Annotated in this window: 13 protein-coding genes and 1 tRNA gene; 3 read left to right on the forward strand and 11 right to left on the reverse strand. The window is 62.0% G+C overall.

Annotation, left to right across the window (positions count from 1 at the left end; genetic code table 11):
- Nucleotides 1–258: 258 nt before the first annotated feature.
- Nucleotides 259–1281 carry a YidB family protein gene (locus MSIL_RS10780; protein WP_012591120.1) on the forward strand — a complete coding sequence of 341 codons (1023 nt, stop codon included), beginning with the start codon at nt 259–261 and terminating at the stop codon, nt 1279–1281.
- Nucleotides 1282–1467: 186 nt separating this feature from the next.
- Here the strand turns inward: MSIL_RS10780 and MSIL_RS10785 are convergent, their stop codons facing one another.
- The 9 genes from MSIL_RS10785 to MSIL_RS10825 all read right to left on the reverse strand — a co-directional run bounded on the left by MSIL_RS10785 (nt 1468) and on the right by MSIL_RS10825 (nt 9604).
- Nucleotides 1468–2811 carry a L,D-transpeptidase family protein gene (locus tag MSIL_RS10785; protein WP_012591121.1) on the reverse strand — a complete coding sequence of 448 codons (1344 nt, stop codon included), beginning with the start codon at nt 2809–2811 and terminating at the stop codon, nt 1468–1470.
- A gap of 631 nt (nt 2812–3442) precedes the next feature.
- Nucleotides 3443–3955: a transcriptional regulator LdtR gene (gene ldtR, locus MSIL_RS10790; RefSeq protein ID WP_012591122.1), complete on the reverse strand. Its 513-nt coding sequence runs from the start codon at nt 3953–3955 to the stop codon at nt 3443–3445.
- 607 nt (nt 3956–4562) lie between these two features.
- Complete coding sequence (locus MSIL_RS10795) at nt 4563–5315, reverse strand: acetoacetate decarboxylase (protein WP_012591123.1); 753 nt, start codon at nt 5313–5315, stop codon at nt 4563–4565.
- A gap of 294 nt (nt 5316–5609) precedes the next feature.
- Nucleotides 5610–6611, reverse strand: a complete 1002-nt coding sequence (locus MSIL_RS10800; protein ID WP_012591124.1) for an FkbM family methyltransferase — start codon at nt 6609–6611, stop codon at nt 5610–5612.
- A gap of 333 nt (nt 6612–6944) precedes the next feature.
- Nucleotides 6945–7029, reverse strand: a tRNA-Leu gene (locus tag MSIL_RS10805).
- A gap of 56 nt (nt 7030–7085) precedes the next feature.
- The gene (gene gpt, locus MSIL_RS10810; protein WP_012591125.1) at nt 7086–7613 is read right to left on the reverse strand and encodes a xanthine phosphoribosyltransferase; all 528 of its coding nucleotides are present in this window, start codon (nt 7611–7613) and stop codon (nt 7086–7088) included.
- The gene (locus MSIL_RS10815) at nt 7610–8389 is read right to left on the reverse strand and encodes a competence/damage-inducible protein A (RefSeq protein ID WP_012591126.1); all 780 of its coding nucleotides are present in this window, start codon (nt 8387–8389) and stop codon (nt 7610–7612) included. Before MSIL_RS10815 ends, gpt begins: the two co-directional genes overlap by 4 nt.
- 127 nt (nt 8390–8516) lie before the next feature.
- Entirely contained in the window at nt 8517–8936 is a 420-nt protein-coding gene (locus MSIL_RS10820; RefSeq protein WP_012591127.1) for a secondary thiamine-phosphate synthase enzyme YjbQ, read from the reverse strand.
- Nucleotides 8936–9604: a M15 family metallopeptidase gene (locus MSIL_RS10825; RefSeq protein ID WP_012591128.1), complete on the reverse strand. Its 669-nt coding sequence runs from the start codon at nt 9602–9604 to the stop codon at nt 8936–8938. The genes MSIL_RS10820 and MSIL_RS10825 overlap by 1 nt, the downstream gene beginning before the upstream one ends.
- Before the next feature lie 220 nt (nt 9605–9824).
- On the opposite strand from MSIL_RS10825, the gene MSIL_RS10830 reads away from it, so the two are divergent.
- Together MSIL_RS10830 and MSIL_RS10835 are read left to right on the forward strand one after the other, a co-directional pair.
- On the forward strand, nt 9825–10298 hold the full coding sequence (locus MSIL_RS10830; protein ID WP_012591129.1) for an RDD family protein: 474 nt from the start codon (nt 9825–9827) through the stop codon (nt 10296–10298).
- 86 nt (nt 10299–10384) lie between these two features.
- Nucleotides 10385–11119 (forward strand): arginyltransferase, encoded by a 735-nt coding sequence (locus MSIL_RS10835; protein ID WP_012591130.1) that lies wholly within the window; start codon nt 10385–10387, stop codon nt 11117–11119.
- Between the two features lie 64 nt (nt 11120–11183).
- Here the strand turns inward: MSIL_RS10835 and MSIL_RS10840 are convergent, their stop codons facing one another.
- On the reverse strand, nt 11184–12194 hold the full coding sequence (locus tag MSIL_RS10840; protein ID WP_012591131.1) for an NHL repeat-containing protein: 1011 nt from the start codon (nt 12192–12194) through the stop codon (nt 11184–11186).
- A 140-nt stretch (nt 12195–12334) separates the two neighbouring features.
- A complete protein-coding gene (locus MSIL_RS10845) occupies nt 12335–12859 on the reverse strand; it encodes a DUF4399 domain-containing protein (protein WP_012591132.1) in 525 nt (174 codons plus the stop codon).
- Nucleotides 12860–12902: the final 43 nt, after the last annotated feature.

Below are 12902 nucleotides of genomic sequence, written 5' to 3' on the forward strand. Positions count from 1 at the left end.
CTTACGACGAAGGAAGCAGATCGCATCATGGAATTATTTGGGATGGGGCAAAGTTTTTTTGTTCGCCATCGCCGGAGGAAATCGGCCCTCCGGGACGCCCAGCATGAAAATTAGTTCCCTGACTGAGCCCCTCGCCGGCGACCCTGCGCGGCGCGAAAGCGTGGCCTCACCGCGCCGCCGCCGACAGTCCCTTGCGCCCGGCGCATATCGACGCATAAAAGAATGGCGGCGTCGCCGCTGGATCAAAGGAAGCAACCCATGTCGCAAATCGAAGCGCTCGTCGCAAATGTCGGAAGCCGACTAGGGATCGGCCCCGAGGCTGCGCCTCTCGTCAAGGGGCTGTTGCAATTGGTTTTCGGCGGCCCCAAGGGATTCGAGGGCTTTCTCGATCGCTTCAAATCGGCCGGCCTTGGCGGCCTCGTCGCCTCCTGGATCGGCCAAGCCGACAATCCCCCGCTCGGCCAGCAAGGCGCAGCGCAGGCGTTCGGCGAAGAGACAATCGCCGCGCTTGCTGAAAAGGTCGGGCTCGACAGGGGAGTCGTGACCGAGGCGCTCGCCTTTCTCGCGCCGAAGCTGATCGGCCTGCTGACGGCAGGCGGCGCTATTCCCGCCTCCGCGCCGCCGGCCGTCGCCGCCTTTCTCGCCGGCGCTCCGGCCGCTGGCTCAGCCCCCGCAGTTGCAGCCGCGCCGGCCTTGAACCCGGCGTTGGGCAAATCAACCGCGAGCGCGACGCCGCCCTCGGCCGCAGTCAGCCATGGAAGGGACTCGACCGGCCTCGATCGGTATTTTATCCCCGGCATCGGCGCCCTGCTTGCAATCGGCTTTGTCTATCATTTCGTCACGAGCCGCCCCGAGCCGGCCCCCGCGCCGGCCGCCAGCGAAACCGCCGCCGCGCTGACCCCGGCGCATTTCGGATTCTCCAATGACAATGGCGTGATCACCGCTTCCGGCGTCGTCGGCGACAACACCGCCCGCAGCGCGATTCTCGACGCGCTGAAGAAGGCGTTCGGCGACAAGGTCTCGAGCGCTGTCAGCGTCGAGCCGAACGTCGCCCCGGCGCCCTGGCTTGCAAAACTTCCCGCGGCGCTTGAGCTTTTAAAAGTCCCGGCGCTGACCGCCGACTTCGATGGCGCGAAGATCAACCTCAGCGGATCGGTTCCCCCCGCTGATCTCGAGGCGATTCTCGGCAAGCTCAAGGCGCTGTTTGGCGGCGATTTCACCTTCGCCGCCGGTTCAGGCGCCGTGAGCGCGCCTGCGCCTTCCGCCAGTTCTCCGAAGTGAGGGAGAGTTCTTACGCACGGGATCTGGTCGCCGTTTTGAATGGCGTCGTGTTGAATTCCGCACGGGCGACGCAATAATCGACGAAAGCGCCGGAGCGAGGGATCACGATCCGCGCCGCAAACGAAAGCCGCCGAGATTTCTCTTGGCGGCTTTGCTTTATCGAACGTGCGCGAAAGGCGCCGCGGATTACTGCTGCTCGTCGTCGTTCATCGGCAGCGGCCGCGCGCTGGCGGCGCTGATCGGGCGCTCGGAGTCAGGCTGGATCGCCTGCTCCAAAGGCGCTCCGACGCCGGAGCTGGCGGTCGGGCCAAAGCCGTCGCGCTGATAGATGTCGTCGCGGAACTGGATCAGCCCCTCAGGAGTCGACCAGGCGGTGATATAGACCCAATAGACCGGAACCGGCGTCGCGAGCTTGGCGTCGATGCGCTGACCGGAGCGGATCGCCTCATCGATATGTTCGCGATCCCAGCCGGGCGTGTCCTTCAAAAGCCAGGCGACATAGTCGCGCACGTTCTGAACGCGGATGCAGCCGGAAGAGACAAAGCGGAAATCATCGCCGAAGACGCCTTTTTCCGGCGTGTCATGCATATAGACGCCATAAGGATTGCTGATGTTGATGCGCACGACGCCGAGCGAATTGATGTCGCCGCCGGGATCCTGCCGATAGCGGTAGTTGGTCGCCTGATTCGTCGTCCAGTCGATCTGGCTCGGCGGAACCTCCTGATTGTCCTTGTCGAAAATCCGGATCTTATGTTCGGTCAGGTAATCGGGGTTCTTCTGCATGCGCGGGATCAGATCTTTTTTGATCAGCGACGGCGGCATGGTCCAGAAGGGGTTGAAATTGATGTCGGTCGCCTTGGTCATCATGACCGGCGATTGACGGTCGATCTTGCCGACGCCCGCGGCGTGATGCGTCGCGACCGCGCCATTCTCAACCGTCTCGACCGCCATCGCCGGAATATTGGCCATGACAAAGCGTTCGCCGAGATTGCCGGAATAGGAGCGCAACCGAATCAGATTGATCTCAAGCTGATGCAGCCGAAGGTCGGCGGTCGCGTTCAGCGCCGCAAAAGTGTCCTTCGACACGAGGCCGGTTTCGAGCAGGCCGTGGCGCGCCTGAAAATGCTTGACGCCGGCTTCGACGAAGGAGTCGAAAACGGGAGACGCGCCAGCCGACGCGTCGAGATCGCCCGAGGCAACAAGGCGTTTTCTCAAGGCGACGACGGACGGGCCGCTGACGCCGAGCTTCAGCACATTGGACGCCGGAACCATGTTCCAGCCGCCGCTGGCGACGATCTGCCGATAAGTCTCGATCGCCTGCTCGGTCGCTGCGAGCGTCTGCTGCGACAGGACCGGAGTGTTCGAGCGCGTGACGGCGAGTCGGGGCGCGGCGTCATAGCGCTGCGCCCATTCGGCCTGATCGCTGTAGCCGGCCGCGAGCGCCGGAAGCGAGGCGCCGAGGCAAAGGCCTGTCAGGATGGCGGCGATTGCCGGCTGGCGCAACGAGACGTTGCGATGATCTTTCGCCATTTTGAACCTACCCTCTCGGATCAACACTTTATGCTTCCCCTTCAGCTTCGCTCGTCGCGGCTTGACCTCATCGCAAAACAGCGACAGAGACGGGACAAGACCAACGGCCGACGCGAGCCTCTCGCGAATTGGCCGAAACATGCCCGCAGAACCGATGATCCCTGCTCACCATGTTTGCTGCGCCGACGCAAAACACGCAGGCGTGAAGGCGGCCTGAAGCCGCCTCCGTTCGCGCTATAGCATCCTGATGGTTAACAAGGCACAAATAGGGCGCCGCAGCGTTTACGGCGCCGCATGGGGCAATCGCGCCTGGCGCCAGGCGGAGCATATTCCAACGCAAGCGCTCGTAATGGTCGAGCTTTAGCCGCCGTTTTGAGCGCGCAGCCGAAATGAGGGCGCTTCCCTGTCGGGCGGGCGGCGGCGCGGGGGCGAGGCGGGATCGCCGCATTTCAAAAGCCGCAGGGCAATTTTCCGCGCTCAGGGCAAGATGGACGCCGGAGGCGTTCAGCCACGGGACTGGTTGAACCGTCCTCCAGAGCGGGATGACGAAAACGTTGCAGCCTTTTCGGACCGGCCTCATGCGCTAACGACTTGAAGTCGTCGCGATCGAGCGCCGTCCGAGGCTTTGGCTCTAAAGCCGGTACCGGATCTGGTCCGTCCAGAAACGCTCGAGGCGACCGAGCGATTTGTTCAGCCGCTGGAATTCGTCGCCGCTGATGCCGCCGATCTGCTCTACCGTCAGCACATGCTTGTCGTAAAGGCCGTTGACGATGGCGTGCACGTCGCGGCCCTTGTCGGTCAGGCTGATGCGCACCGCGCGCCGGTCGATGCGGGAACGGGCGTGATGGAGATAGCCGGTCTCGACCAGTTTCTTCACGTTATAGGAGACGTTGGATCCAAGATAATAGCCGCGCGTGCGCAATTCGCCGGCGGTCAGTTCCTTGTCTCCGATGTTGAACAGCAACAGGGCCTGCACCGAATTGACGTCGCTGCGGCCGCGCCGGTCGAACTCGTCTTTGACGACGTCCAGCAAGCGGCGATGCAGCCGCTCGACCAGGGTCAGAGCTTCGAGATAGTTGGGCCGCACCTCGGCTGAACGCTCTCCCTGCGCCGGATTGGCCTCGCTTTTCAGAGCATGCACCATAGAAAGCCTCGTCCACTCAATTTGTCGCCGCTACGAGCGATTTCTCGCCGATGCGACCAGCGCCTATCCTTCGAGAATACTGATCAGCCGTGAATAGCAGATTAAATAATAAATGTAATTTTATACTTATTGTCGGACTAAATTCATGGTTTCTCAAATAAAGTTTAGTATTGTCTATTTATTCAATAATAATTTGAATAAACCGGAACTGCCATCCGGGCCACGCTGCGCTTCATCCCGAGCCCACGCACGCAAGATGTTTGCGCGCTGGCGCGACGCATTTCGATCACCACAGGGCGGTCTGCCAAGAACGCCAAGACTTTGATTTAACTCCGCTTATCTTCTACCGAATGAATCCTCGGGCCGCAAGTCATGCGCAAGCGCGCGGCGCGGGCCGCAAGCCCCTTCGAAAACAATATGCGGGCCGCCCGATGCAGGAGAGGAGATCGCTCGACTTCCGCCTTTTAACCTTGTCGCCTTTTAACCTTGCGCCGAACTGGAACAGCGCCGGCGATCCCTAGGCGCCCGCGGCCGGCGGCGGGGGATGCGCGCTGAGCGCCGCCCCGCCCGCGGGCGTTGGCTTCAAACGCGAGCCGCAAGCCTCGTTTCAGGCCAGATAGTCGTAGACGACTTCGCCGAGCCCGAGCGTCAGATCGGTCACGAAATGCGTCGCCGAAACAACCCCGCGCACCGGCAGTCGGGCGACGTCGCACATTGCGTGCTCAAACAGCTCGATGGCGGCGGGGCCGCTCCAGGCGCCCTTCACCGTGACGTCCTCGCAATAATAGCGCACGAGTTCGCAAATGCGCGGCGTGCAATCCACATGCGGGATGATCTTGATCATGAAATTGGGCTTGGCGAGGCTCTTGATCAGCGGCGCCTTGTCGAGTTCGCGATGCTTGTAGCCCATGGTCGCCGAGACGCAGAGCACCGAGCCGTAATGCAACGTGCAGACGAGCGTCTCGCTTTCATGGGAGATTTTCGGAGTCGCCAGCTTTTTGGGAAAACCCCAGATCTCCCGCCCGCCGGCGATCGGCGAATTGTCGTCAAGATACATCGCATGGACATAGCCGCCTTCCTGAACGACGCCGTCCTTGCCGGTGAAACGCACGGGAATGACCTGCCCCGTCTCGGTATAGTCGCCAAAGCCGGTCGAATCGGGCATGCGGATGAATTCATAATTCACCGTGTCGCCGACCACTTCGAGCGGCTCGGGCACGACGGCGCGCAGCTCGTCGGGATCGGTGCGATAGCTGATGATGATGAATTCGCGATTGTAGAATTTATACGGCCCGCGCGGATAGGCCGGGTCGTTCAAGGGCATGGCGAAGGCTTTTTGGCGGACGTCGGCGAGTTTCATGGGGGACTCTTCCTCGGGAAGCGGGAGGCGGCGGCCTGAAGGACGGCGCGGGCTGGCGCGCGGTCGGCAGGATCAGCGCAAAGGCGGCGCCGGTCAATCGATTAGAAGGCGAAACATCCCCCTGCCAGAAGTCGCCGCGCCTTTTGCGCGAGAGCGCTGCAAGACAAGCGCGCGGAAGCTCCACGCGCCAAAACCCGCGCGCCGCCTTGGCTAGATGGCGGACCAAATCCGCCGGGATGAGCAGAGGCTTATGCTGATGTCTGCAGGACGAAACGGCGTCGTTCGCGAGACTTGCTAGTGTCGCTTGTCGAGCCAGTCAAACCAGCGCCGTTTTGCGAGAATCCCGCGCAGCCGCTCCACCTCCGCATGGGCCTCCGCGAGCTGCTGCGGATAGGGCGTGGCGGCCGCGCCGAGAGGCTTGACCATCGCCGCGAGCAAGGAATGGAGCTCCGCATCGCCAGATTTGCGCAGCATCTCCAAAGCGAGATCCCAATGCCCTTGCTGACCGACGAGAATCGCGCCCTTTAGCGCTTTTTCGCGGTCAAGCTTTGCGTCGGGCTGGGTCGGGACGAATTCACGCCGGACATATTGCGCGTCGCCCCAAAACAATTGGCCGTTGGCTTGCGGAACCGACTGGTAGGCGTCGCCGTCGACAGAATGGAGCAGCACCGGCGCGGCGGAGTCCTCGAGCAGCCCATTGGAGCAGAAGGCAAGATGATTGAGCCGCCACAGCACGAAGCCATGGTTGCGGAGAAAGCGGTCGACATCGCCGAACAGCGGCTGCCCCTCATAGAGCTCATTGAATTCGACTTCTATGTCGATCAAGGAGACTGATTTCAGGACCTCGGCGCAGCCCTTCAGAACATCGAGTTCAGACCCCTGCGTATCGAGTTTCAGCGCGTCGACGTCGCCGATCGCGTGGTCCGCGCAATAGCGGTCCAGCGTCATCGAGGGGCGGCGCATCGTTCCAATCGGACGCATGCCTTTGAAGGCTGGAAGATTCTCGTAGAGGGCGCGGTTTGGCGAAAGGATGGAGCAGGAATTGGGGTTCGCAGTGAGATGGATCTCGACGCCCTGGTCATGTCCTGCAAGCGCGCACGGGATATAGGTTGCTTTGCCTTGGGACAGTGCGTTCAGCCGATCGCATTCCTCGGCGTCGGCTTCAAAGCAGATCAGCCGCGCCTCGTCGCCCAGATCGTCCCAATTCGGCGAAACGCCGCCGCGCGCGCCCACGTCGATGAGGGTGAGTTGCGAGGATAGACTGTTGAGAAGCGCGGAGATCGCAGGACTTGGCATGGGAAGCCCCCGCCTGGTTATGTATGGCCAATGTGCGCCGGACTTTGCAATCACGCGACGCTCAGTTGCAGCTCCGCCCGTATCTTTGGGAGCCGAAAAATTCTTCCTGGAAAATAGTCATCGTCGCCGGCCAAGATCGAAACGCCGAAGTCCAGCAACAATATTGGCGGACGGCGCGATCGCCAGTCGGGCAGCGCAGGTATAGAATGACATACAGACGATGCTCACTGGCTTTTTTTATGACCGATCTTTGCAATCGTTGTTTTACCCAAGCCGAAACGAAAGCTTCATGAAAATGACTTCTCTGTGAGGAGGATCATTTCGTGGGGAGAATGGTGCGGACGGCGGGAATCGAACCCGCATGACCAAGGTCGAGGGATTTTAAGTCCCTTGCGTCTACCAGTTTCGCCACGTCCGCAATGAAACTGAGCCTTAGTTGCTGAGGGGCGTCTCGGCAAGCTGGCTTGGCGCCGTTCAGCGCCGCGCGTCGGCGATCGGCGCCTGAAAGCTGAGGCCGAGATCCCAGGGGAAATAGATCCAGGTGTCCTGAGACACCTCCGTCACATAGGTGTCGACCAGCGGCCCGCCGAGCGGCTTGGCGTAGACCGTTGCGATATGGGCCTTCGGCAACAGCGCGCGGATCTGCTTGACCGTCGCGCCCGTGTCGGCGAGATCGTCGACGACGAGCACCCCGGCGCCGGCGCCGGCGGCGATCTCCGCCGCGACGCCTTTCAGCACCGTGACCTCGCCCTGCACCCCCTCGGCGACATAGCTCGTGACGCAAAAAGTATCGATCAGCCGCAGATCGAGTTCGCGGGCGACGATGGCCGCCGGCACGAGGCCGCCGCGCGTCACCGCGATCATGCTGGAGAACGGACCGCTCGCGCTGAGGCGCCAGGCCAGAGCCCGCGCGTCGCGGTGAAACTGGTCCCAGGAGACGTGAAAGGCCTTTTGCGAAACGGGCGGCGCAGAGGACGACGAAGGCGGCGGGGATGCGCTCATTGGCGCGATTTCATCTGCGCGCGCTGGCGTCCGGCCTCGCCCTCGCGCAGGCTGGCGAGGAGCGCTTCAATCGCTACGGCCGCCGCGCCGACCTGGTCTGCGTCCTTCCCCCGCACCACGATCTCATTGCGAAAGCCGCCATCGCGAAAGGAAGGGTAGGAGCCGATGGACAGCGCGGGATTGGCGCGCGCGACGTCGCTGAGACCCGCGGCATAGGCGCCTTCCGGAATATTGTCCGCCAGAATCGCGCGCGCCACCACCTTCAGCCCCTTGCAGAGCTTCGGGCCGACGCGATCGAGCATCGCCTTCATGATCGCAGGAACGCCCGCCATCACGATGACATTGCCGATCCAGAAGCCCGGAGCCTTCGAAATGTCGTTCTCGACCAGTTCGGCGCCGTGCGGGACGCGGGCCATGCGCCGGCGCGCTTCGTTCAGATCCTCCGGCTTGATCTTTTCCAGGAGGAGGGCGATCGCGCGGGGATCTTCCGATATGCCGACTCCGAACGCGCGCGCAATGGCGTCGGCGGTGATGTCGTCGTGGGTCGGCCCGATGCCCCCGGTCGTAAACACATAATCATAGCGCGCGCGCAGCGCATTGACCGCGGCGACGATTTCCGGCTCGACATCGCCGATGACGCGCACCTCGCGAAGATCAACGCCGATCGCCGCAAGATAGTCCGCGATATAGCCGCTGTTCGCGTCTTTCGTCCGGCCCGACAGGATCTCGTCGCCAATGACGAGGACCGCCGCCGTGATGTCGGCTTTTTGCGCCATATGGGCCTCCGTTGCGTCGAAAAAGGCAGAGTTTTCCGCGAGCCGTCTCGCCGCCTTGTGTAAACCAAACGCTCTATCACGAAAATCCGTCCCTGACGGCGAAGCTTGCGACGGACGTTTTCGTAAATTACTCGCCGATAAGATGCATGACGACGCTGCGCCGATGCGGCGCTCGCCGGTGCTCGAACAGATAAACGCCTTGCCAGGTCCCGAGCGTCATGGCGCCGCCGGCGACCGGCACGCTGAGCTGGGTTTGCGTCAGCGCGGCGCGAATATGGGCCGGCATGTCGTCCGGCCCCTCCAAATCATGGACATAGAGCGCGGCCTGTTCCGGAGCAGCGCGCTCGAAAAAGCTCAGAAGATCCGCCTGATCGTCAGGATCGGCGTTCTCCTGAATAAGCAGGGAGGCCGAGGTATGGCGGCAAAACAGCGTCAGAAGGCCGGTCTCGATCCGCTCCAGCTTCACAAAGGCGGCGATCTCGCGCGTGATTTCGATGAGGCCCTTGCCCTTCGTCTCCACCTCGAGCTGGCGCAGCGCCTGCCGCATCAGCGCACGTCGAAATCATGCGGCGCGACGCCTTCGAGATTTTCGAGCGTAAAGTGCCACCACTCCTTGTCGAAATTGACGAATCCGTGCCGCTCCATCAGCGCGAACAGTTCGGCGCGGTTCTGCTTCGCCTCGGCGCTCAGCCCCGCGAAATGCGAGCCGGACGCTTCGTCGAAGAGATCGAAGGGCGTGCCGAAATCAAGCCCGATCAGCGCGAGATCGACGGCGACCCCGGTCGAATGCGCCGATTCGCGGGCGATATAGCCGAGATCGAATAGCGTCTCTTTGCCGAGATGGGGAAAATACTCCGCCTTCATGAGTTCGTCGGCGGGATCGGCCGCCCAGGCGATGAACGCCCGCGTCGCGCGCTGCGGCCGGTAGCAATCATAGACGACGAGGCGCCGCCCCATGCTCTCCGCGTCGCGCTGCACGGCGGCCAGCGCCTCCGCCACCTCGCGTCGCAGCCAGCATTGGCCGGCGCAATAGCCCGGAACGGGGCGGCCCATAAAATTTTCCGAGCCGGCGTAGCGCATCTCCTGGCGGACGCCAGGCGCGACATCGGCGAGGCGCACGAAATTTTCAGGCGGCTCGCCGCGCGGCCCGCCCTGGTCGAGGCAGCCGCCGCCAAGGGTCAGCAAGGTTGCGGATGCCTTGTCGGCGCGGCTCATCCCGGCTCCGGAGCAATCATGACTTCAGCGATACGGCCGCCGCATTCTGTTTTCTTCGGGCGGAAAAATAGCGATTATGAGGCGAGGCCCAGCCGCGCCGACGGACGGCGACGCTCAGGGGCGGCAAAACGCCCTTGTGCGCGCCCGCCGCGTGGCCAAATAAGAGACGCGCGGGCCTTCCCGCCAACTCCTGCGCGAAAAACTTGGATCGAGAGCGCCAATGAGCAATCTGGGACAATTCGACAGGGTCGCGGTCAGCAACGCGCCTTATCTGCCCGCCAATCTCCCGCCGGCGGCGTTTTCGGGCGTGCTGATGCGGCGCGTCGCGGCCTTTTTCCTCGACTTTATCCTGGTGTCGATCTTTTCGATCGCGATCTGGTTCGCGCTCGCCCTTCTGACCTTCGGTCTGTCGGTCCTGCTGCTGCCGCCGATCTTTCCCTTCGTCGCCTTCTTCTACAACGGCCTCACCGTCTCCGGGCCGAATATGGCGACGCCAGGGATGCGGGCCATGGATCTCGAATTGCGCACCGTCGACGGTCAGCGCGTTCCGTTTCTGATCGCGGCCGCGCATGCGGTCCTGTTTTATTTCAGCACCATGTTCATGCCGATTTTTCTTGTCGCGCTCGTCACCGACGGAAAAAGATGTTTGCACGATATCCTCGCCGGCGTGATCATGACGCGGCGGCCGGCCTGACCTGCATTTTATTCAGTTGCGGCCGCCTCAGAAACCGCTAGCCTGATTGATCGAAGATGAAAACGGGTTCAAAGGGGCAGACCGGCTTGACGAGAGAACCGCGCGACGCGCCGCAGTTCTATCTGACTGCGCCCTCCCCGTGCCCCTATCTTCCCGATCGCCAGGAACGCAAGGTCTTCACCCATCTCATCGGCGGCCGCGCCGTCGGGCTCAACGATCAGCTGACGTTGTCCGGCTTTCGTCGCTCCCAGACCATCGCCTACCGGCCGGCCTGCGAGCGCTGCCGCGCCTGCGTCTCGGTCCGGGTCAAGGTGGATGATTTTCGTCTCTCGCGCAGCTTCAGGCGCGTCATCGAACAAAACCGCGATCTTATCAGCACAGTCGGCCGTCCTGAGCCGACCTCAGAGCAATATAGTTTGTTTCGGCGCTATCTCGACGCCCGCCATGGCGAGGGCGGCATGGCCGACATGACCGTCCTCGACTATTCGATGATGATCGAGGACAGCCATGTCGAGAGCCGGCTGGTCGAATATAGGGCGCCCGATGGGGAACGCGGCGGAGAAACCGCGCTCGCCGCCGCCTGCCTGACCGATCTGCTCGCCGACGGGCTGTCGATGGTCTATTCCTTCTATGCGCCCGAAGAGACGCAGCGCTCGCTCGGAACCTATATGATCCTCGACCATATCGAGCGCGCGCGCCGCCTCGGCCTGCCGCATGTCTATCTCGGCTATTGGGTCCAGGGCTCGCAGAAGATGGCTTACAAGGAGCGTTTCCTGCCGCAGGAGCGCCTGACGATGAGCGGCTGGGAGCGCGTGGAGTAACGCGCCGGCCCTGTTTTCGAGGCGTCGTATCTGCCCCAGACCCTCGTTATGTTCCCGGCCCAGCTCACCGGATGAGAGCGGGAGGCATCGACAGCGCCGGGACCTTGACGCCATTCTGGGTCGAGTAAGTGACCTTATAGGCGCGGATGAGATGTTCGCCCGGGAAGGAAACGTAAAGGCGTGAGCGCGCCTTGTCGAAGGCGATCCCGTAGGGCGAAGATGGAAGATTAGTCAATAGCTTCCGAAATGAGACCGGCGGCTTTCCCGTAACAGCGATGTCCATCCCATCCGGGTCGGTGTAGAAAATATTGTGATTGGCGTCGACTGCCGCCGCGAAGGACGAGCCCGTCAGCGCGAGAATGTGATTATTGATCCATGCGTTGCAATTCGCATCAAAGCATTGGGCGACCTGATTGGAGAAATCCTGGGCGTGGCCTGAAAGAAGCAACTGTGTATCGTAGATATTCCTGTTGCCGCCGTGGCCCGGTAAATTTCCAAGCATAAAAATCTGCCCATTGTCATAGCCAAGGGCGTATTTCGTCCCGGAGGGCATCTCGGTATATGTTTGAAGCTTATTGTAAGGAATAAAACTGAAACCAGACGGCGGCGAATCGAGAACCTGATTATACGGCAGGGTGACATCATTCGTGTAGGCGTTTATTTCTCCCAATCCGGTGCTGACGCCTTTGGACTGATAGAGAATATTGTCGGCGTCAAAGGCCATTGTGATCGGGCTGTCGCCCGGCGGCACGGGCATCGAATTGATTGATTGGCCCTGCGCATTATAGACGTTGATATGGCCGCCTGCGCCGACAATCCCGGCATAGAGCAGCCCATTGCCGTTGACAGCAAGCGAGAACGGATTGCTAACGAGCGCGAACGCTGAAAGCGCATTCGCTTTGGGATTGTAAGCAATGATCTGGCCGGCCGCCGGATCAGCGATATAGAGCGAGCCGGCGCTTTGGTCGACAGCGAGCCCATAAGGCGCTTTGAGCGTCCCGGCCTCCGCCCCGCTCGAAGCGGCAAATATTGACGCGATTACGGCCGCCGCCTTCACAATGCGATCGATAAGCATATCAAATCCCCCTTTTTCGAGAATGTCTCGATGAGGGATCTACCCATGTGAAGCGCAGCGCCTGGGTGTGAATCGCCACAATGCCGCGAGCGCGGGAGGAGCGTCAGCGGCAGCCTGCAGAGCGGCGCGCGTTGCAGTTGTCAATAGTGATAATGTCCCGGCCGCCGATGTTTCTTCTTCTTGGCCGTCGGCGAGACCACCGTCACCTCGATCTTTTGCGACGCCAGCAGCGGCGATAAGGGTCTGTGCTTGGCGTCGCCGAGGACGAGCTGGAGCGTATGCCGGCCCGGCGGCAGATCCAGCGTCGTTTCGGTCTGGCCGCCGCCGAAATGAAGATGGTTCTTGTCCGAGGGAATGATCTCCGTCTCGGAAATCGGCTCCTTGACGTCGACAAGAAGATGATGATGCCCGGCATTGGCGGATGTGTTCCCCGCCTGCGTGACTCCCATGCCTTTCAGGCCGAACTGAACCGTGAAGGGCGAGCGGACCCGCGCTTTATTGGCCGGCGAGATAATGTAGAGCTTCGCGCCCGCCGGCGTCGCCATTTGCTGGTAAGGCGCCGGCGCGGCGGATTCGGAGGGCGTCGCCGCCGGCGCTTGCGCGGCGGCCGGCCAGGCGGCCGTCATCGCGCACAGTACGAATGCCGTCTTGGTCCAGTTGCTCATCGCGTCGCTCCCTCAATGGATTTGCCGTCCGCCCGCGTCATCG

The organism is Methylocella silvestris BL2, from assembly GCF_000021745.1.
In the GTDB taxonomy this organism is placed as follows: Bacteria; Pseudomonadota; Alphaproteobacteria; order Rhizobiales; family Beijerinckiaceae; genus Methylocapsa; species Methylocapsa silvestris.